Here is a 20,563-nt window from a genome sequence, read left to right as displayed (position 1 = left end):
AGTAATTCAATCAGCGGCGTGAATAATCGCCAGGAAATCCGCCGCCTTCAATGCTGCTCCACCGATCAGACCGCCATCGATATCCGGCATCGCCATCAATTCTTTCGCGTTCTCCGGCTTCATGCTGCCGCCGTACAGGATTTGCACGCCGGCGGCCGCTACCGCATTCTTTGCCACCAGCTGGGCGCGCAATACCTGATGCACGTCCTGCGCCATTTGCGGCGTGGCGGTCTTGCCCGTGCCGATGGCCCAGACTGGCTCATAGGCCAGCACCAGTTTCGCCACGTCGTCGGCGGAAATCGCCGCCAGCACGGCGCCCAGTTGCTGCGCCACCACGGCATTGGTCTGGCCCGCTTCGCGCTGCGCCAGGGTTTCGCCGATGCAGACGATGGGCGTGATGCCCGCCGCCAGCGCCGCAACCGTCTTGGCCGCCACCTGCGCATCGCTCTCGCCATGGTAGGCGCGGCGCTCGGAATGCCCGATCACCACATAGCCGCAGCCGAAATCCTGCAGCATGGCGGTCGAGATTTCTCCCGTGTAGGCGCCGCTGGCGTGCGCGGACACATCCTGCGCGCCCCAGCCCAGAGCCGTGCCTGCCAATTGCGCCTGGCACTGCGCCAGATACGGCGCAGGCACACAGACGGCGCTGGCGGCGCCAGAGGCAGCCAGGCCAGCAACTATTTCAGACAATAACACCGCGTTCGAGGTGCGACTGCCGTTCATTTTCCAATTTCCGACGACGAGTTTGCGACGCATAGTAGCCTAAATTCTAATAACCCGTCATTCTAACTCCGGCACCGATGCCGGTCAAACAGGCAGTGCCCCGTTTCAGGCAACTTGCAACATGATCTTGCCCACGTGCGTGCTCGCCTCCATCAAGGCATGCGCCTCGTTGGCTTTTTCCAACGGGAAAGTTTGATAGATCACGGGCTTGATCTTGCCCGCCTCGATCAGCGGCCAGACCGTCGCGCGCAAATGGCTGGCGATGGCCGCCTTGAAGGCGACGGAACGGGGGCGCAGGGTGGAACCCGTCACCGTCAGGCGGCGGCGCAGCAAGCTACCCAGGTCCAGTTCCGCCTTGGTGCCGCCCTGCACGGCGATCAGGCCGATGCGGCCATCGTCGGCCAGGCAATCGATTTCGCGCGGCAAGTAGTCGCCGCCCACCATGTCGAGGATGACGTCGACGCCTTTGCCACCAGTCAATTCCTTGACGACGGCGACAAAATCTTCCGTGCGGTAATTGATGCCCCGTTCGGCGCCCAGCGCCTCGCAGGCGCGCGCCTTCTCGTCGCTGCCCGCCGTGGCGAACACGCGATGCCCCAGGGCGGCCGCCAGCTGGATGGCCGTCACGCCGATGCCGGACGTGCCGCCCTGCACCAGTAACGTTTCACCATCGGCCAGCGCGCAGCGGTCGAAGACATTGCTCCAGACGGTAAAGAAATTTTCCGGCAGGGACGCGCCTTCCAGCGCCGTCAAGCCTTGCGGCAAGGGCAGGCACTGGCCACTTGGGGCGGCGCAGTATTCGGCATAGCCGCCGCCCTGCACCAGCGCGCAGACCAGGTCGCCCTTCCTGAATCCGGTGTTAGTGAAGTCGCCATCGACGATTTCGCCCGCCACTTCCAGGCCCGGCAAGTCGGACGCGCCGGCGGGCGGCGCGTACTTGCCCAGGCGCTGCAGCACGTCAGGGCGGTTGATGCCGGCCGCGTGCACCTTGATCAGCAGTTCGCCCGCCTTATATTGCGGCATGGGACGTTCCGCGATCTGCAAAACGTCGGCGGGACCTGGCTGGCTGATGGCAACTGCACGCATGGCGGGACTCTCTCAAGGGAAAACGGCGATTGTACGCCAAGCCGCCCTCCCCTGCAGACCACCGCCCCGTCTTAACCGGCGCCCGTTTTCGACTGGCGCGGCAAGGGCGTGCCCGGCTTCCATTTCGCCGACAGGGCTTGCCCCTCTTCGACTTGCTCATGCGTCATCTTGCGCACCACGGCGGAGCGCTGGTCGGCCGCATTCGCGTTGCCGTTCGCGGCCGCCAGATTCCACAGCATGTAGGCGATGACGTTGTCTTGCTGCACGCCGCCCATGTGGTAGCGGTACATCAGGCCCAGCACCTGCTGCGCCTCGGCATGATTCTGCTCGGCCGCCTTGCGGAACCAGCCCACGGCCTGTTTATGATCCTGCAGCACGGCGTTGCCCGTGTAATACATGGCGCCCACCACATACTGGGCGTCGGCCTTGCCCTGCTCGGCCGCCTTGCGGTGCCAGAACATGGCTTGCTTGTAATCCTGCGGCAAGCCCCGCCCCATGTAATACATCAAGCCCAGCAAGTGCTGGGCATCGGCGCTGCCGGTCTTGGCAAGGGGCAATATTTCCTTGTAGGCCAAGGCGTAATTCTTGTTGTTGTAGGCACTGGCGCCTTCGGCGAAGCCAGCCCGCGCGGGTAGCTGTATCGTCAACAGCATGAGTAATGTAATGATCAGTTTTTTCATCGGAATGGGATGTGGTCTGACTACTTATTCTTGTCCTGCCAATACGGCCTGCGGCAGGATGCTTTTACTTCCAGCTAACTTTGCCCAGGCCCTCGACGCTGACATCGCGGTTGACCGGCTTGCCGTACACCACCACCGAACCGAGCCCGCTCAAGTTCAGCTTGGCATTCGTATGGGCATTCACCGTGGCGTTGCCGAGGCCGCTCAATTCCAGGTTCACGGCGTCCGCTTCGAATTGCTGCGCATTCAGGCTGCCCAGGCCGCCCAGGCTGGCTTTCAAGAGTCGTCCGCGTCCGCCCAGCACGACCGAGCCCGCACCCTGCAAGTCCAGCTCGGCCCGCTCATTGTTACCGATCCATATCTGCATGCTGCCCACGCCGCCCAGGCTGGCATTGAGCTTGCGGTAGTCGCCCACCAGCTTGATGCTGCCCGCCCCTTCCAGCGACAGGGTCAGTTCCTCACCCTTGAAACCCGTGATGTCCGTGCTGCCGAAGCCTTCCGAGCTCAGCTCGCGCAAATTCGGCAAGACCAGGTCGGCGCGGATCGACGAAGGGCCGATCTTGAAGCCGCGCACTTCCGTTTCGATGTGCAGGGTGTCGCCGCTTTGCGCCGTGCTGACGTCGGCGATGTAGCGCTTGTCGGCCGTGATGCTCAGCGAAGGCACGTTGCCCTGGCGAATGCGCACTTCCATCACGCCATCGAGCTTGACGCGCACCACGCGGGCGTCGATGTTGCGCATTTCCAGCAAGCGGGTCTCGGCGGCCGCGCCGCGCACCAGGCCCAGAGTCGCCAGGAACAGCAGCGCCAATTGCAGTGTCTTTTTCATGTAGTGCATCCTCGGTATCTTGTTTTTATGTGTCGCGGCGCCCTCGTGGGACTCGCGCGCATTGCCGCTGGCTGCCACTGTAGCAGCAGCAAAAATTGCTGACAATCAATTATGCAAAACGGGCTTTTTCCAAGGCGGTCAAGCGCTTGGCCTTGACCACCACCACTTGCATGGCCGCCTTGTTCGCTGGCGCGGCCAGGGTGACCGTGGAACTGGCCACTTGCAGGGCCGGAGCGGCCGGGGCGATGGCGTAGCAGCTGGCGCCGAGCAGGATGGCGGCGGCAACGGCGATGACTTCCATGTTTTTAGCGACGTTCATTTGAATCTCCTCGGGTGTCTGGCAGTGGGCTTGCGGTATGGTGTCACTATAGCCATACCGCCCCCGGCAGACACGCCGATTGCGACGAACTGCGCTTTTGGCAGGCTGGCCTGACAAAAACGCGGATGAACGTGCCAAATAAGCGTCGCGATTGCTGTACGCTTAAAACTCTTCCCACTCGTCGGCGCCGGACTTGGCCGCCTTGACGGGCTTGGCCGGCGACAGCACGCGGGCTGGCGCGCGCGGCGCGGGAGCACGAACGGCCGGCTTCGCCTTGAGGCGGGTCACGGGCGCAGGGGCCGCGGCAGGACCCGCATCGCCGAGGCGGAACATGCCGACGGCTTGCGCCAGGTCCACGGCCTGCTCCTGCAGGCTTTCCGCGGCAGCGGCGGCTTGCTCGACGAGGGCCGCGTTTTGCTGCGTCATGGTATCCATGTGCGTGACGGCCGTATTGATTTCGCCGATGCCGGCGCTCTGTTCGCGGCTGGCCACCGTGATTTCGCTCATGATGGTCGTCAATTGCTGCACCGACGCCACCACCTGGTCCATGGTCTGGCCCGCCTCATCGACGAGGCGGCCGCCCGCATCGACTTTTTCCACCGAATCGCCGATCAATTCCTTGATTTCCTTCGCCGCGCCGGCAGACCGCTGCGCCAGGTTGCGCACTTCGGACGCCACCACGGCAAAGCCCCTGCCCTGCTCGCCAGCGCGCGCCGCCTCGACGGCCGCGTTCAGGGCCAGGATATTCGTCTGGAAGGCGATGCCGTCGATCACGCCGATGATGTCGACGATCTTGCGCGAGCTTTCCTGGATGCCGGCCATGGTGCCGACTACTTGCTGCACCACGCGGCCGCCCTTGGCCGCCACTTCCGAGGCGGACACGGCCAGCTCATTGGCCGCATGCGCGTTTTCCGCATTCTGCTTGACGGTCGACGTCAGCTCATCCATCGAACTGGCCGTTTCTTCCAGCGCGCCCGCCTGCGCTTCCGTGCGCGAGGACAGGTCGGCATTACCTGCGGCGATATCGGCCGATTCGCTGCGCACCAGGGTGCTGATGCTGCGGATCTGCACCAGCACGGTGGCGATCTTTTCGACGAACAAGTTGAACGCCTTGGCGATCTGCGCCAGCTCGTCCGTGCCTTCCGCGTCGAGGCGGCTGGTCAGGTCGCCGTCGCCCGTGGCGATCGCTTCCATCGCATCGCGCACCAGGCCCAGGCGGCGCAAGGCGCGCGCCACCAGCACGCTCAACACCGTGGCGGCCAGGGCCAGTACCAGCAAGGCCGTCAGGGCCGAGGCACGCAGCATGGAGCTCAAGGCTTGCGTCGCTTCTGCGCGGTCGAGCACGGTCGCCAGCAGCCAGTCGCTGCCCGGCACCTTACTCACATGCAAGATGCCATTGCGTTCGCCCAGGCGAATGGCGGCGCCGTCACCGCTCTTTTCAATATCGGCCAGCGCCTGCGCACTGAGGCCCGGATCCAGCTCGGCCAGCGGCTTCAGGGTCAGCTTGCCGTCCGGGTGGGCGATGATCTTGCCGCCGCCATCGACGAGGAAGGCATAGCTGGACGCCGTCGGCTTGATCGAGGCGACGTTTTGCACCACCGCATCCATCATCACGTCGGCCGCCATCACGCCCGTCACGCTGCCCTTGCCGCCCAGCGGCTCGGCAAACGTCACCACCAGCTTGCCCGTGCTGGCCCCGATGTAGGGCGCCGTGATGATGGGGCCGCCCACTTCGGACGCCAGCTTGTACCAGGGCCGCGCCGTGGGATCGTAGTCGGCGGCGCGCTTGCGCTCCTGCGAAAAGACGGCGTGCTTGTCGGCAAAGCCGATATACGCCATGTCAAAGGTACCGGCCTGCTCGGCCGCCTTCAGGGCCGGCAGCGGATCGGCCGCCGTGGCGCCCTGCTTAAGCGAGCCCACGACGGCCTGCTTGGAACGCAGCCATTCGGCGATGGCCGCGGCATGGCTGTGCGACAACTGCAGCATCTGCGTGTCGAGCGCGGCCAGGGTGCTGGAGCGGGTAGTGAAGAAGTTGGCGATGGCGACGGCCAGCATGGCCAGCACGACGATGGAAACGGCGATGGCGATCAGCCGCGCCTTAAGGGAGGACAACATGGTGCATCCAATAAAAAAGAGAAAATCGGGAGGGATGCGCCATGGTCAGGGAATAAGATTTTGTCGTCAAGCAATACTGACAGTCAATTACCCATAAACAACAATTGATACCATATATTAATCAGATCTCGCCGCGCAGCTTGCGCAGGGCCGGCGATTCGCCACCCGTCGCCTCGATGCGGAAACGGGCGAATGCCTGCTCCAGCTCGGGGTAACGGCGCAAGCCGCCTTCCGTGAAATAACGCCCGCCGGGGATGTCGCCCCACGGCAGGGGCGCCGTCAAGGCGCCGCTGCCCGCCAGGGCCAGCAGCGGCTCCAGCGCGCTGCGCAGGTCGGCCACTTCCCCATCGGCGGGCGCCAGGCGCGCCAGCAACTGTTCCAGTTCGGCGGCATGGGCTTGCAGGCGCGGTTGATCCATCATCTCTCCTCAATTCTTGATCGTGCCGATCAGCACGGGGGCCGACCACAGGCTGCGGTTCGGCAGCAAATACTGCTGCGCCCCGCCACGGCGCCGCACCAGCCCGCCCAGCTCTTCCGTCGGCGCCACCTGGCTGACGAACACGCTGACGGTACCCTTGGGCATGACCTGATACACATCATACAGCGGCGCCTCGCTCTTCAAGGGCAAGCCGAAACAGTCGGCCAGGCTGGCGCACTGGCCCGAAGCCAGCTGCAATTGCGCGCTGGTGGTGAAATACGGCGAGTACGGCGACACATTCTGGCCATGCGGCACGATCTTCACCAGCGCGGCCGACATGGCTTGCACATCGGGCAAGGTGCTGCCAGAGGCGAGCTGCTCGACCGCGCGCGCGTAAATCGTCTCGGCCGGGGCGGCAGGATCGGCGGCGCGCAGTTCGCGCAGGAATTGCTGGCCCGGCGCGCTGTCCAGGTAGGGATCGATGGCTTCGCGCTGCAAGCCCGCCGTCCTGAAGGTGCTGAGGTCATTGATTTCGCGCGCATGCACGGCGCGCAAGGCGTCGAGGTCTTGCACCGGCATGGCCGCGGATGCGGCGGCGATAGGGATGGGCAACGGCACCGGCGTCGGTGCGCTGTCCAGCTGCGCCCGGACACCGGGCGCGAAGGCAAGCAGAAAGGCGGCGGCCAGCCCGCAGAATGTGCGCATGCTGCATCTCCTTGGAAGACTCGTTCAGGGGAAGATCCCATGCCGAATCTACAGAGAGCAGCGGCGGCCGATACGCGCTGGATCAAGGCCGGTGCAGACAGGCGGGCAACGCGGCACACGCCTTCGATACAGCGCAAACGCGACGCATAAAAAAACCGCCAGGGCTTGCGCGCCGGCGGTTTTTGAGCATGCGGCCGAAGCCGCACTCAGGCGAACCTGAAGGACATTAAGCGGCTGGCGCTTCGTTGCCTTCGGCAGCTTTCATCGACAGTTTCAAACGGCCGCGGTCGTCCGTTTCCAGCACTTTGACGCGCACCAGCTGGCCTTCTTTCAGGTAGTCGGCCACGGCGTTGACACGCTCGTTGGCGATCTGCGAGATGTGCAGCAAGCCGTCCTTGCCTGGCATGACTTGCACGATGGCGCCGAAGTCCAGCAGTTTCAGCACGGTGCCTTCGTAGGTCTTGCCCACTTCGACGGAAGCGGTCAGTTCTTCGATGCGGCGCTTGGCTTCCTGGCCGGCTTGCGCGTCGACGGAGGCGATGGTGACCACGCCTTCGTCGCTGATGTCGATCTGGGTGCCCGTCTCTTCGGTCAGCGCGCGGATCACGGCGCCGCCCTTGCCGATCACGTCACGGATTTTTTCCGGGTTGATCTTGATCGTGATCAAACGCGGTGCGAAATCGGACAGTTCGGTTTTGACGTGCGGCATGGCTTTTTGCATTTCGCCCAGAATGTGCTCGCGGCCTTCCTTGGCTTGCGCCAGTGCCACTTGCATGATTTCCTTGGTGATGCCCATGATCTTGATGTCCATCTGCAGCGCCGTGATACCGTTGCGGGTACCGGCTACCTTGAAGTCCATGTCGCCCAGGTGATCTTCGTCGCCCAGGATGTCGGACAGCACGGCAAACTTGCCGCCTTCCTTGATCAGGCCCATGGCGATACCGGCCACGTGTTCTTTCATCGGCACGCCGGCGTCCATCAGTGCCAGGCAGCCGCCGCACACCGATGCCATCGACGAGGAACCGTTCGATTCCGTGATTTCCGATACCAGGCGCACCGAGTAGCTGAACTCTTCAGCTGCTGGCAGGGCGGCGATCAGCGCGCGCTTGGCCAGGCGGCCGTGGCCGATTTCGCGGCGTTTTGGCGTACCGACACGGCCCGTTTCGCCGGTGGCGAACGGAGGCATGTTGTAATGCAGCATGAACGAATCCGTGAACTCGCCCATCAGCGCATCGATCTTCTGGCTGTCGCGGGCGGTGCCCAGGGTGGCCACGACCAGCGCTTGCGTTTCGCCGCGCGTGAACAGGGCCGAACCGTGGGTGCGTGGCAGCACGCTGGTGCGGATCGAGATCGGACGCACGGTGCGCGTGTCGCGGCCGTCGATGCGTGGCTCGCCGTCCAGGATTTGCGTACGCACGATTTTCGCTTCGATGTCGAACAGGATGTTGTTGACTTCAGCGCTGTCGATAGATGCGCCGCCGGCGGCAGCCGCTTCGGCCGACAGGTCGGCGATCACTTCCGACGTCGCCGCTTTCAGCTTGGCCGTACGCTCTTGCTTGTCCTTGGTTTGATACGCGTCATTGATCTTGGCGTTGGCGAAATGCGCGACGCGGGCGATCAGTGCTTCGTTTTTCGGTGCAGGCGCCCATTCCACTTCCGGCTTGCCGCCATCACGCACCAGGTCGTGAATCGCGTCGATGACGACTTTCATCTGGTCGTGGCCGAAGACCACCGCGCCCAGCATGATTTCTTCGGACAGCTGTTTCGCTTCCGATTCGACCATCAGCACGGCCGTTTCGGTACCGGCGACAACCAGGTCCATTTCCGACGTTTTCAGCTGCTGGACGGTCGGGTTCAGGATGTACTGGCCATTGGCGTAACCGACGCGCGCGGCGCCGATAGGACCGTTGAAAGGCACGCCCGATACGCACAGGGCAGCCGAAGCGCCGATCATGGCGGCGATGTCCGGATCGATTTCAGGGTTGACCGACAGCACGTGAATGATGACTTGCACTTCATTCAGGTAACCTTCCGGGAACAGCGGACGGATAGGACGGTCGATCAAACGGGATGTCAGTGTTTCTTTTTCGGAAGGACGGCCTTCGCGCTTGAAAAAACCGCCCGGGATTTTACCGGCAGCATAGGTTTTCTCGACATAATCAACCGTCAAAGGGAAGAAATCCTGGCCTGGCTTGGCATCTTTGCGTGCCACCACCGTTGCCAGAACGACGGTATCTTCGATCGACACCAGCACTGCGCCGGATGCCTGACGTGCGATTTCGCCGGTTTCCAGGGTCACTTGGTGTTGACCGTACTGGAAGGTTTTCGTAACTTTGTTAAACATGGGGTATCCCTTTTCTAATTGCCGACAGATTTTCAGGGGCTGTCGTTCACCTCACCACAGGCGGCGTAAAAATGCTGCCTTTACTTGTTGCCACCTTTGCTACTTTACTTTTAAAACATGATATCGGTAGAGAATACTGTACTTCTCGACATAAATCCGGAATTCAAATGACAAAATGCCCGCGTCAGCGAACTGGCGCAGGCATTTCTGTATAAACCTTGTACGGCAAAAATTACTTGCGCAGACCAAGTTTAGCGATCAGGTCGCGATAACGGGTAGCGTCTTTAGCCTTCAGGTAGGACAACAGGCTCTTACGACGGTTGACCATCATGATCAGGCCGCGGCGGGAGTGGTGATCTTTCGAGTGGGCTTTGAAGTGGCCGTTCAGTTCGTTGATGCGAGCTGTCAGCAGTGCAACTTGCACTTCAGGGGAGCCGGTGTCGTTTTGACCACGTGCGTTGTCCGCGATGATAGCGGCTTTGTTGATGTTTTCTACTGTCATGATAAACCTTTCACATGCGGTGCACAGAGTCTGAACCCTATCCACCGTGAACTACGATGATTGAAATACTGGCCTATGCTGCCAACCAGACGCGCAAGTATATCGGAAAAATGCCCGCCTGTATCCTGCCGTGCGCGCTTTTCTCGGTGCATGATAGGGTTTTCCTGCATTTCAGGAGGTCAAACATGAAAAATCTGCTCAAATTAGCAACACCCATGCTGTTCGCCGTCCTGGCCGGCTGCGCCAGCTGGAACGTCCCGCCGCCGCAGCCGGGCGAGCCGCGCGCCGCCGTGGAAGCGCGCCTGGGCCGGCCAAGCAACATCTACCAGCTGCCCACGGGCGCGGAACTGGAATACGCGACGGGCCCCTATGGCCAGTACACGTACATGGCCCGCTTCGGCCCAGACGACAAGCTCATTTCCTACGAGCAAGTGCTCGACACGCCGGGCTTTGCCCGCATCAAGGTGGGCGTATCGACCCAGCAAGACGTGCTGCACACCCTGGGCCGCCCGACGGAAATCTCGTATCTGTCGCTGCCGAAACTGCACGTCTGGTCTTACCGCTACAAGGAATCGGGCGTGTGGGATTCCATGATGCACGTGCACTTCGACCACGACGGCATCGTGCGCATGATGATGAACGGACCCGATCCGGCCAAGGAGGAGCGGCGGTTTTTCCGCTGATTCATTACCTGTGCAACAACGCCTGATAAAACCGTAGCGAGCGGAAGAGAGAGGTGGCTAAGAAGCGCAACCGTACTCTGGTACGGTGAGCATCAAATTCTGGGGTCAGACCCGGCGGGTCTGACCCCGACTTACGGCTGCGGGTCGATACGCTCATCCTTGGCATGCAGTTTATTCAGCGCCGACAGATACGCCTTGGCCGACGCGACGATGATGTCCGGATCGGCGCCCACGCCGTTGACGATGCGCCCGTCGCGCGACAGGCGCATGGTGACTTCGCCCTGCGACTGCGTGCCCGTGCTGATGGCATTGACGGAGAACAAGACCAGCTCCGCGCCACTGGCGGCCGCGCTTTCGATGGCGTTGACGGTGGCGTCGACGGGGCCGTCGCCCCGCCCTTCGCAGCTCAGTTGCTTGCCGCCGACGAGGAATTCCACGCGCGCATGGGGCACGGCGCCCGTCGTCGACTGCTGCGTCAGTGAAATGAAACGGTAGTGCTCACTCTCCTGCGCCTGCTGTTCCTCGCTGACGAGGGCCATGATGTCTTCGTCGAAAATCTCGGATTTCCGGTCCGCCAACTCCTTGAAACGGATGAAGGCGGCATTGATGTCCGCTTCCGATTCCAGCGCGATGCCCAGCTCATGCAGCCGCTGCTTGAAGGCGTTGCGGCCCGACAGTTTTCCCAGCACGATCTTGTTGGCCGTCCAGCCCACGTCTTCGGCGCGCATGATTTCATACGTCTCGCGCGCCTTCAAGATGCCGTCCTGGTGGATGCCGGACGCGTGCGCGAAGGCGTTCGCGCCGACGACGGCCTTGTTCGGCTGCACGGCAAAGCCCGTGATTTGCGACACCATCTTGGATGCCGCCACGATTTGCGTCGTGTCGATACCCACCGTCAAGTTGTAATAGGCGGCGCGCGTGCGCAGCGCCATCACCACCTCTTCCAGCGCCGTGTTGCCGGCCCGCTCGCCCAGGCCATTGATCGTGCATTCGATCTGCCGCGCACCGCCTATCATGACGCCGGCCAGCGAATTGGCCACAGCCAGGCCTAGGTCGTTATGACAATGGACAGACCAGATGGCTTTATCGGCGTTCGGGATGCGTTCGCGCAAGCGGCGGATGGTGGCGCCGAAGATCTCCGGCACGGCGTAACCCACCGTATCGGGGAAATTGATGGTGGTGGCGCCCTCGGCGATCACGGCTTCCAGCACGCGGCACAGGAAATCCTCGTCGGAGCGGCTGCCGTCTTCGGGGCTGAATTCGATGTCGTCCGTGAACTGGCGCGCGTAGCGCACGGCGTTTTGCGCTTGCGTAAGCACTTGCTCTGGCGTCATGCGCAGCTTCATCTGCATGTGCAGGGGCGACGTGGCAATGAAAGTGTGGATGCGCTTGCGCTCGGCCGGCGCCAGCGCTTCGGCGGCGCGGGCGATGTCGCGGTCGTTGGCGCGCGACAGCGAGCAGATGGTGGACTCGCGCACGGCGCCGGCTATCGCCCGTATCGACTCGAAGTCGCCTTGCGAGGCGGCGGCGAAGCCCGCTTCGATCACGTCGACCTTCAGGCGCTCGAGTTGCTTGGCGATGCGCAGCTTTTCCTCGCGCGTCATGGAGGCGCCCGGCGATTGCTCGCCGTCGCGCAAGGTGGTGTCAAAAATGATGAGTCGGTTGCTGGTGCTCATGGCTGCTCCTGGCTGGCTGAAGACTGGCGACGCTACCGACTCAGCGCATCAATGCTCGGGGTCGGTCTGGATAATGCTGACGGGCTTGCCCTTCGCCATGCGCCAGAAGAACACGGCGTAGCCGGACAGGCCATAGGCGACGAAAATCGGGAACAGCACTTTCGGCGGGTCGATGGAGATGAGCGCAAAGAACAATGCCAGCAGGAATACCACGATGAACGGCACGGACTTGCGGAAATTCACATCCTTGAAGCTGTAGAACGGCACGTTGGTGACCATGGTCAGGCCGGAAAACAGGGCGATCGCCCACGACACCCAGGCCAGCTGGTTGCCGGCAAATTCCAGGTCGTTCATCAACAGGATGAAGCCGGCCACCATGGCGGCCGCCGCCGGGCTGGGCAAGCCCTGGAAGAAGCGCTTGTCGACCACGGCGATATTCGTGTTGAAACGGGCCAGGCGCAAGGCCGCGCCGGCGCAATACACGAAGGCGGCCAGCCAGCCCAGCTTGCCCATGCCGCGCAGCGACCATTCGTAGATCACCAGCGCCGGGGCGGCGCCGAACGACACCATGTCGGACAGGCTGTCGTACTGGGCGCCGAATTCGCTCTGCGTATTCGTCAGGCGCGCGATGCGGCCGTCGAGGCCGTCGAGGATCATGGCGATGAAGATGGCCCAGGCCGCGTGTTCGAATTTCTGGTTCATGGCCATGACGATGGCGTAGAAACCGCAAAACAGGGCTGCCGTCGTGAAGGCGTTCGGCAACAGATAGATGCCGCGGCGGCGCAAGGTTTTCTTGCCAGTGCCATCGGTCACCGGCTGGCGCACGAATTTGCTGAAGCGGGACGCTTTGGATGCTGCGGGGGTGCCGTTCTTGCCTCTACGACGGGGGAAGTTTGCCATGTTGTTCCATATCTTGTGTACTGCGGGGGAATCGGTGCCAGATGGCGGGCGCATGACTGTCTCGCCATGCGCCCGCCGATATTGCCATTATAGAGGAGCTACCGCCAAAGAAAAGCGTAGCGGCGTCAAGCTGACAATATTGATCCCGAAGCTAGCCTTATTTGAACTTGACCTTCGCCACCAGGCCCATGTTGAGGGTCGTTTCGCCTGGCTCGAAGCTCGGCTCGGCCACCTGATTGCCGCCATAGCCCATGGCGTCGGCACTCATGTTGCGCGCGCCGGCCACGCTGACGCGCTGCGCGTAATTGCCAGAGCCTTCGAAATCGATGGTGTCGATCACGGCGTCATTGACGTTGCGGCCCATGGCGCCGGCGATGGCGGCCACGCGTTCGTTCAGGTTCCTGTAGGCAGCGGCGATGCGCTGGTCGTCGAGCTTGCGGATGGTGGCGGGCGCCAGGCCGAAGTTCAGGCGGTTCAGGGTCAGCACGCCTTGCGCCGCGGAAACGGTTTTCGGCAAGGTGGCCAGGTTGGTCGTCGTGACCTGCAGGTATTGGCCCACTCTCCAGCCCGTCGGCACGCGCGGCTTGGCGGCGACGCCTGGCGGCAGCGGCGCCGTTTCCGGGTACACGGCATACGTGTAGTAGCCCTGGGTCTTCAGCACGGCTTGCGGATCGGCTTTCTTGACGATGGCGGCGCCCTGGTTCATCTTCTGGTTCACGCGCGAGGCGGCGGCGGCCTTGTCCTTGTCCTGCTCTTCGATGGCCAGGGTGACGGTCACCTGGTCATTCGCATGCACGACTTCGCCATTCGCGGGCACCACCACGAGGGTGCCGGAAGTGGGCAAGGCCTGGGCTTGTGCGCCCAGGGCAACGGTAGCGGCGGCGGTAACGACAGCGGCGGCCAGCATGGTTTTCATGACGGTCATGGTGTTCTCCTGAAAAATAATGGGGCAAAAACGACCATGGGGCCAACAGCCCCATGATTTTTAAAACAGTCTAACGCGGAATTATTTCCACGCTAATGCACTTACTTGAACTTGACCTTGCCGACGACACGCATGTCGAGCGTCGTTTCGCCCGGCTCGAAGCTCGGTTCGGCGACGGTGCTGTCTTCAGCCATCTTGGCGCTGCGCATCATCATCGGTGCGGCGGCAGCACGGTTTTCGGTGACATAGTTGCCCGAACCTTCGAAGTCCACCGTATCGAGCACGGCGTCGGCAACGTTGCGGCCCATGGCCTTGGCGATGGCGGCGACGCGCTCGTTCAGGTTTTTATACGTGGCGGCGATGCGCTGGTCGTCCAGCAGGCGGATGGTTTCCGGCTTCAGGCCGAAATTCAAGCCATTCAGGGTCAGCACGCCTTGCGCCGCCGACACGGTTTTTGGCAGGGTCGCCAGATTCGCCGTCGTCACTTCCAGGTACTGGCCCACGCGCCAGGCCGTCGGCAAACGTGGCTTGGCCACGGCGCCGGCTGGCAATGGGCGCTCTTCCGGATACACGGGATAGGTGTAATAGCCGTACGATTTCAGCGCGGCAGAAGGATCGGCCTGCTTGACGATGGCGATGCCCTTGTTCATCTTCTGGTTGACTCGCGACGCGGCGGCTGCCTTGTCCTTGTCCTGTTCTTCGACGGCCAGGGTAGCGACCACCTGGTCATTGACATGCTTGACTTCGCCAAACGCGGGTACGACCACCAGGGTGCCGTTGGTCGGCAGGGATTGGGCTTGTGCGCTCAGGGCAACGGTGGCAGCGGCGGCAACAAGGACGGATTTCATCACGGTCATGGGGTACTCCTAGGTAGTTAATATGGCTGACAGCCCGCGAAAGGGGTGGCTGTTGCCACGCCTTTCGCTTGAGAAACTTGTCAAACTGTGTAGATTCTAACGCCTCATTCATTCCTGTGGCGCAAATTAACAAATCGTCACAAAATGTGCTTGCCAGTCACATCTGCTCACATTTCAACACACTGTCATTCAAAATAACAATGTTATCAGTGACCTGCCACCGGGCCGCCGCTGCGCCGGCCCGGCTTGAAACTGTAACGCCGCGCGCGCCAGGCGATGGTCAGCGCCACCAGCAGCAAGCCCAGCATGGCCCAGGGGAACGAGGCCGCGCCATAGCCGTCCAGCAGCACGCCGCCCGCCAGGCCGCCGCCCGCGATGGCCACGTTCCAGATGGTCGCCACCATCGCCTGCGCCACATCCATGCCGTCGCCGGCCGCGTCGGCCGACGCCGTCTGCAGCAAAGTGCCGGCGCCGCCAAAGGTGACGCCCCAGATGGCCATGCTGACATAGATGACGGCCGGCGAGTCCATCGCCAGGCCCAGCGCCACCACCACGCAGGCCAACGCGGCGAGGCAGCCCAGCACGAGCGGGCGCAGCCAGCGGTCGATCAGCTGGCTGACCAGCCAGATGCCGGCCAGCGAGCCCACGCCATACACGAGCAGCACCAGGTCGATGCGGGGACGCAAGCCGGACGGCGCCAGGAACGGCGCGATATAGGTATACAGAATGTTATGAGCCAGCATCCAGGCGACGATCACCGCCAGGATCGGCCGCACGCCCGGCGTCATGAACACCTGGCGGATCGACAGCCGTTCGCCATTCTTTTGGCCCGGATAATCGGGCACGGCCACCAGTATCCAGGCGACCAGGACCACGGCCAGGCCGGACATGATGCCGAAGATGCTGCGCCAGCCCAGCACGCCGCCCATCAGGGTGCCCAGCGGCACGCCCAGCGACAGGGCCAGCGGCGTGCCGATCATGGCGATGGCCATCGCCCTGCCCTGCTGCTCCACGCTGACCATGCGGCGCGCATAGCCGGCCATCAAGCCCCAGGCCAGCCCGGCGGCCATGCCGGCCAGGAAGCGCGAAGCCAGCGCCACCATGTAATTGGGCGCCAGCGCCGTCATGGTATTGAAGACCAGGAAGCCGCCGACGGCCAGCAACAGCACCTTGCGGCGACGCCAGCCGCTGGTCATGGCGGTCAGGGGGATGGCGGTCAGGATGGAGCCGATCGCAAACACCGTGACGAGCTGACCCGTCATGACTTCGGAAATGCCGAGGCCCTGCGAAATCTGCGGCAACAGGCCGGCGGGCAAGGTTTCGGCCAGGATGGCGATAAAGCTGGTCATCGCCAGCGCCAGCAAGGCGGCCAGCGGAAAGCGTCGGGAAATGGCAGTGCCGGCAGGGCCTGAAACAGGCACGGCGGCGGTCATACGGTCAGTCATGTGGATACCTCGGGTTGCGCAGGCAGCGCTTCAACGAGCCTGGCGTGCTATCAAATAGCGGTAATGCGCGTTGCGGTCGGCAGATACCGAAACAGATGCAGCGATATGAAACTGCAAAGGAAGGGCGGAATTGTAGCGCAAACGCCGCGACGGCGTGCGCAGGGAAATAGCCGTGCTCAGGCTGGCGTCATGCAGGCATCATTGGCCGCCTTGCGTGGCGAAAACCAGGCATTCGATTTCGGACTGTACAGGAAGGCGCAGATGACGGCGAACATGAGCGCGCCAGGCAGGACGTCCATCTTGACCGGCAAGGTCGCCAGGCAGAGCGCAATGTCGATCACGCCCCACACCAGATACACCGTGCGCGCGCCACGCTGCCGTTGCAGCATGGCCAGCGCTGCCACCAGGGTGATGCCCTGGCTGAAGAGCAAAATCGCGTATTGCACTTCGGCGGGAATCACGCCGTCCCCCATTGCGGCCAGCATGGCGGGGTCGTGGCGGCCGAGGAAAGCCGACACCAGCGCCAACAGCGAGCCGATGACCAGAAACCAGCAGCTGACGGCAACCGCGACGGGTCGCTTGACCACATGAAGATTCCCGACAAAAACTTTAGAAAAAACAAGCATGAGGCTGACGGTATTGTTGAATGGGCCTGATTGTAACGGATGTTGCCTGCCAGGCGCCGGCGCACATAAAAAAGCCGGCTTGCGCCGGCTTTTTTATGGTGAATCAGCAAAAAATGCTTAGTTTTTCGACTGGTCGACCATCTTGTTTTTCGCGATCCAAGGCATCATGGCGCGCAGTTTCGCACCCACTTCTTCGATCTGGTGTTCGGACGTCAGACGACGGCGCGAGATCAGGGTCGGTGCGCCTGCCTTGTTTTCCAAGATGAAGCTCTTCGCGTATTCGCCCGTTTGAATGTCTTTCAGGCATTGACGCATCGCATCCTTGGTGGCCGACGTCACGACTTTAGGACCGGTCACGTATTCGCCGTATTCGGCGTTGTTCGAGATCGAGTAATTCATGTTGGCGATGCCACCTTCATAGATCAGGTCGACGATCAGTTTCAGTTCGTGCAAGCACTCGAAATACGCCATTTCAGGCGCGTAACCGGCTTCCGTCAGGGTTTCGAAGCCAGCCTTGATCAGTTCCACGGCGCCGCCGCACAGCACGGCTTGCTCACCGAACAGATCCGTTTCGGTTTCTTCACGGAAATTCGTTTCGATGATGCCGGCACGGCCGCCGCCGTTGGCCGACGCGTACGACAGGGCGATATCGCGGGCGATGCCCGATTTGTCCTGGTACACGGCGATCAGGTGGGGCACGCCGCCGCCCTGGGTGTAGGTGGCGCGCACGGTGTGGCCCGGGGCCTTCGGCGCGACCATGATCACGTCCAGGTCGGCGCGTGGCACGACTTGGCCGTAATGCACGTTGAAGCCGTGGGCGAAGGCCAGCACGGCGCCTTGTTTGGCGAACGGGGCGATGTTTTCGTTGTAGACCTGGGCGATGTTTTCATCCGGCAACAGGATCATGATGACGTCGGCCGCTTTCACGGCGTCGTTGACTTCCGCTACTTTCAAGCCCGCTTGCTCGACCTTGGTCCACGACGCGCCGCCCTTGCGCAGGCCGACGGTGACGTTGACGCCCGAATCGTTCAGGTTTTGCGCGTGCGCGTGGCCTTGCGAACCGTAGCCGATGATGGCAACGTTTTTGCCTTTGATCAAGGAGAGGTCAGCGTCTTTGTCGTAAAAAACTTTCATGGTATTTCCTATAATTTGATGATGCGTTGTTGTTTTAAATGCGGCGCCAGGGCCGCGTAGAGCTGCTTGTATTTTTATACTTTGAGGATGCGTTCGCCGCGGCCGATGCCGGAACCACCCGTGCGGACGGTTTCCAGGATGGCGGCGCGGTCGATCGAATCGATGAACGCGTCGAGCTTGACCTTGTTGCCGGTCAGTTCGATCGTGTACGTCTTTTCGGTGACATCGATGATGCGGCCACGGAAGATATCGGCGGTGCGCTTCATTTCCTCGCGCTCCTTGCCCACGGCACGAACCTTGATCAGCATCAACTCGCGTTCGATATGCTGGCCTTCGGTCAGGTCCACCACCTTCACCACTTCGATGAGGCGGTTCAAGTGCTTGGTGATCTGCTCGATGATGTCGTCCGAGCCGCTGGTGACGATGGTCATGCGCGACAGGGTCGAGTCTTCCGTCGGCGCCACGGTCAACGTTTCGATGTTGTAACCGCGTGCCGAGAACAGGCCCACCACGCGCGACAGGGCGCCCGCTTCGTTTTCCAGCAAGACAGAAATAATATGGCGCATGATTAGAGGTCCTCCGAGCCGAGCATCATTTCGGACAGGCCTTTGCCGGCTTTCACCATGGGCCACACGTTTTCGGACTGGTCAGTAATGAAGTTCATGAATACCAGCCTGTCTTTCATGCCGAACGCCTCTTTCAGGGCGCCGTCAACGTCGCCCGGTTTTTCAATTTTCATGCCCACGTGGCCATATGCCTCGGCCAGCTTCTCGAAGTCGGGCAGCGAATCCATGTACGACTCGGAATAGCGCGAACCGTAATCGATTTCCTGCCACTGGCGCACCATGCCGAGGAAACGGTTGTTGAGCATGATGATCTTTGGCGTCAAGTGATATTGCTTGCACGTCGCCAATTCCTGGATGCACATCTGGATCGAACCTTCACCCGTGATGCAGGCAACGGTGGCGTCCGGGTTGGCCATCTGCACGCCCATGGCGTACGGCAAGCCGACACCCATGGTGCCCAGGCCGCCGGAATTGATCCAGCGGCGCGGCTTGTCGAAACCATAGTATTGCGCAGCCCACATCTGGTGCTGGCCCACGTCGGACGTGATGAAGGCATCGCCCTTGGTGATCTGGAACACCTTTTCCACCACCGATTGCGGCTTGATGACGAGATCCGAAGTCGGGTACTTCAGGCATTCGCGGCCGCGCCATTCGGCGATCTGCTTCCACCAGTTGCTCAAGGCATTGACGTTCGGCTTGGCTTCGGCCGCATCGAGTTGCGCGAGGAACTCGATCAGCACGTCCTTGACGTTGCCGACGATGGGGATATCGACCTTGACGCGCTTGGAAATCGACGAGGGATCGATGTCCACGTGGATGATCTTGCGCGGATGCGAGGCGAAATGTTTCGGGTTGCCGATCACGCGGTCGTCGAAACGGGCGCCGATGGCGATCAGGACGTCGCAATTCTGCATCGCCATGTTCGCTTCATAGGTGCCGTGCATGCCGGGCATGCCGACATACTGCTCGCTCGAGGCGCGGTAGCCGCCCAGGCCCATCAAGGTGTTGGTGCAAGGGAAACCCAGACGGTCGACCAGCTTGTTCAGCTCGGCCGAGGCGTTCGCCAGGATCACGCCGCCGCCCGTGTAGATCATCGGGCGTTCGGCTTGCAGCAACAGCTGCACGGCCTTGCGGATCTGGCCCGAGTGGCCCTTGTCGACGGGACGGTAGGAACGCATCTCGACTTCCTTCGGATAGTCGAAATGGCATTTGTGCATGCTGATATCCTTGGGGATATCGACCAGCACGGGTCCCGGACGGCCGGTACGGGCGATGAAGAAGGCTTTCTTGATCGTCGCTGCCAGGTCCTTGACGTCCTTGACGAGGAAGTTGTGCTTGACGACGGGGCGCGTGATGCCGACCGTGTCGCATTCCTGGAACGCATCCTGCCCGATGGCGTGGCTCGGCACCTGGCCGGAGATCACCACCATGGGAATCGAGTCCATGTACGCGGTGGACAAGCCCGTGACGGCATTCGTGACGCCCGGACCGGACGTGACGATGGCGACACCGACCTTGTTCGAGCTGCGCGAATAGGCATCGGCGGCGTGGATCGCGGCCTGCTCGTGGCGTACCAGGATATGCTGGAATTTGTTTTGCTGGAAGATGGCGTCGTAGATGTAGAGTACGGCTCCGCCCGGGTATCCAAAGACGTGCTCGACGCCCTCTTCAGCCAGACAGCGCACGACAATTTCTGCGCCCGTAATTGGTCCTGCTGCTGCTTCGGTATTCATGAAACATTCCTTTCAAGGTCCATTGGAGATTGATCGGATGTTCTTTCCTGACGAAGTTCGCTGTGCGCGACAGTGCTCCTGCTTCCCTTTTCATGCGGTCACGCAATTTCTTTGGGCACCCATAGATACCTTACAAAACAACGCTTAACGCAACTCGTTTGGCCGGAGTTTCTGTGGCGCCTGTACGAACCGCTCGCGCTTGTGGCGCGGGTTAGAACAAACTGCCTACAAATGAAAGCGCGTCTTGCCGCGGATGGCCTTGTGTGCCGGTCGCGACCTGACCATAGGGCTTTGGGGTGT

Annotated in this window: 20 protein-coding genes; 1 reads left to right on the top strand and 19 read right to left on the bottom strand. The window is 61.9% G+C overall.

All coding sequences use genetic code 11. The annotated features are described in order from the left end of the window. Window positions 1-6: 6 nt before the first annotated feature. The 10 genes from tpiA to rpsO all read right to left on the bottom strand — a co-directional run bounded on the left by tpiA (window position 7) and on the right by rpsO (window position 9,718). Window positions 7-756, bottom strand: a complete 750-nt coding sequence (gene tpiA, locus OX459_RS06260) for a triose-phosphate isomerase (protein ID WP_230520958.1) — start codon at window positions 754-756, stop codon at window positions 7-9. Window positions 757-828: 72 nt separating this feature from the next. Next, the gene (locus OX459_RS06255) at window positions 829-1,809 is read right to left on the bottom strand and encodes an NAD(P)H-quinone oxidoreductase (protein WP_289904225.1); all 981 of its coding nucleotides are present in this window, start codon (window positions 1,807-1,809) and stop codon (window positions 829-831) included. 71 nt (window positions 1,810-1,880) lie between these two features. Further along, window positions 1,881-2,489, bottom strand: coding sequence for a tetratricopeptide repeat protein (locus OX459_RS06250; protein WP_289904223.1), 609 nt, complete (start codon window positions 2,487-2,489; stop codon window positions 1,881-1,883). Between the two features lie 64 nt (window positions 2,490-2,553). Further along, a complete protein-coding gene (locus tag OX459_RS06245) occupies window positions 2,554-3,315 on the bottom strand; it encodes a DUF2807 domain-containing protein (RefSeq protein ID WP_099388387.1) in 762 nt (253 codons plus the stop codon). Window positions 3,316-3,424: 109 nt separating this feature from the next. Continuing rightward, a complete protein-coding gene (locus tag OX459_RS06240; RefSeq protein ID WP_077407080.1) occupies window positions 3,425-3,634 on the bottom strand; it encodes a hypothetical protein in 210 nt (69 codons plus the stop codon). A 162-nt stretch (window positions 3,635-3,796) separates the two neighbouring features. Next, a complete protein-coding gene (locus OX459_RS06235; RefSeq protein WP_289904222.1) occupies window positions 3,797-5,749 on the bottom strand; it encodes a methyl-accepting chemotaxis protein in 1,953 nt (650 codons plus the stop codon). 121 nt (window positions 5,750-5,870) lie between these two features. Next, the gene (locus OX459_RS06230; protein WP_289904221.1) at window positions 5,871-6,167 is read right to left on the bottom strand and encodes a hypothetical protein; all 297 of its coding nucleotides are present in this window, start codon (window positions 6,165-6,167) and stop codon (window positions 5,871-5,873) included. 9 nt (window positions 6,168-6,176) lie between these two features. Next, entirely contained in the window at window positions 6,177-6,872 is a 696-nt protein-coding gene (locus tag OX459_RS06225; protein ID WP_289904219.1) for a hypothetical protein, read from the bottom strand. A gap of 226 nt (window positions 6,873-7,098) precedes the next feature. Further along, a complete protein-coding gene (gene pnp, locus OX459_RS06220) occupies window positions 7,099-9,216 on the bottom strand; it encodes a polyribonucleotide nucleotidyltransferase (RefSeq protein ID WP_071322777.1) in 2,118 nt (705 codons plus the stop codon). A gap of 232 nt (window positions 9,217-9,448) precedes the next feature. After that, window positions 9,449-9,718, bottom strand: a complete 270-nt coding sequence (gene rpsO / locus OX459_RS06215; protein WP_010399743.1) for a 30S ribosomal protein S15 — start codon at window positions 9,716-9,718, stop codon at window positions 9,449-9,451. A gap of 185 nt (window positions 9,719-9,903) precedes the next feature. Between rpsO and bamE the strand changes: the two genes are divergently transcribed. Then, window positions 9,904-10,401 carry an outer membrane protein assembly factor BamE gene (bamE, locus tag OX459_RS06210; RefSeq protein ID WP_289904218.1) on the top strand — a complete coding sequence of 166 codons (498 nt, stop codon included), beginning with the start codon at window positions 9,904-9,906 and terminating at the stop codon, window positions 10,399-10,401. A gap of 131 nt (window positions 10,402-10,532) precedes the next feature. Here the strand turns inward: bamE and OX459_RS06205 are convergent, their stop codons facing one another. The 9 genes from OX459_RS06205 to OX459_RS06165 all read right to left on the bottom strand — a co-directional run bounded on the left by OX459_RS06205 (window position 10,533) and on the right by OX459_RS06165 (window position 20,263). Next, window positions 10,533-12,077, bottom strand: a complete 1,545-nt coding sequence (locus OX459_RS06205; RefSeq protein ID WP_289904217.1) for a 2-isopropylmalate synthase — start codon at window positions 12,075-12,077, stop codon at window positions 10,533-10,535. A 48-nt stretch (window positions 12,078-12,125) separates the two neighbouring features. Beyond that, window positions 12,126-12,977 (bottom strand): CDP-diacylglycerol--serine O-phosphatidyltransferase, encoded by an 852-nt coding sequence (gene pssA, locus OX459_RS06200; RefSeq protein ID WP_077407095.1) that lies wholly within the window; start codon window positions 12,975-12,977, stop codon window positions 12,126-12,128. A gap of 157 nt (window positions 12,978-13,134) precedes the next feature. Beyond that, entirely contained in the window at window positions 13,135-13,902 is a 768-nt protein-coding gene (locus OX459_RS06195) for an SIMPL domain-containing protein (protein WP_289904216.1), read from the bottom strand. A 101-nt stretch (window positions 13,903-14,003) separates the two neighbouring features. After that, window positions 14,004-14,759: an SIMPL domain-containing protein gene (locus OX459_RS06190; RefSeq protein WP_251351414.1), complete on the bottom strand. Its 756-nt coding sequence runs from the start codon at window positions 14,757-14,759 to the stop codon at window positions 14,004-14,006. Between the two features lie 206 nt (window positions 14,760-14,965). Next, a complete protein-coding gene (locus OX459_RS06185; protein ID WP_289904824.1) occupies window positions 14,966-16,192 on the bottom strand; it encodes an MFS transporter in 1,227 nt (408 codons plus the stop codon). 188 nt (window positions 16,193-16,380) lie between these two features. After that, a complete protein-coding gene (locus tag OX459_RS06180) occupies window positions 16,381-16,791 on the bottom strand; it encodes a hypothetical protein (protein WP_099667149.1) in 411 nt (136 codons plus the stop codon). A 156-nt stretch (window positions 16,792-16,947) separates the two neighbouring features. After that, entirely contained in the window at window positions 16,948-17,964 is a 1,017-nt protein-coding gene (gene ilvC / locus OX459_RS06175; protein WP_034750044.1) for a ketol-acid reductoisomerase, read from the bottom strand. Between the two features lie 74 nt (window positions 17,965-18,038). Beyond that, entirely contained in the window at window positions 18,039-18,530 is a 492-nt protein-coding gene (ilvN, locus tag OX459_RS06170) for an acetolactate synthase small subunit (protein WP_010399754.1), read from the bottom strand. A 2-nt stretch (window positions 18,531-18,532) separates the two neighbouring features. After that, a complete protein-coding gene (locus tag OX459_RS06165; RefSeq protein WP_099667148.1) occupies window positions 18,533-20,263 on the bottom strand; it encodes an acetolactate synthase 3 catalytic subunit in 1,731 nt (576 codons plus the stop codon). Window positions 20,264-20,563: the final 300 nt, after the last annotated feature.

Source organism: Janthinobacterium sp. SUN026 (assembly GCF_030397625.1).
In the GTDB taxonomy this organism is placed as follows: domain Bacteria; phylum Pseudomonadota; class Gammaproteobacteria; order Burkholderiales; family Burkholderiaceae_D; genus Janthinobacterium; species Janthinobacterium kumbetense.
The sequence above is the reverse complement of the archived record's forward strand: the minus strand, read 5'-3'. Positions and strand labels throughout refer to the sequence as shown.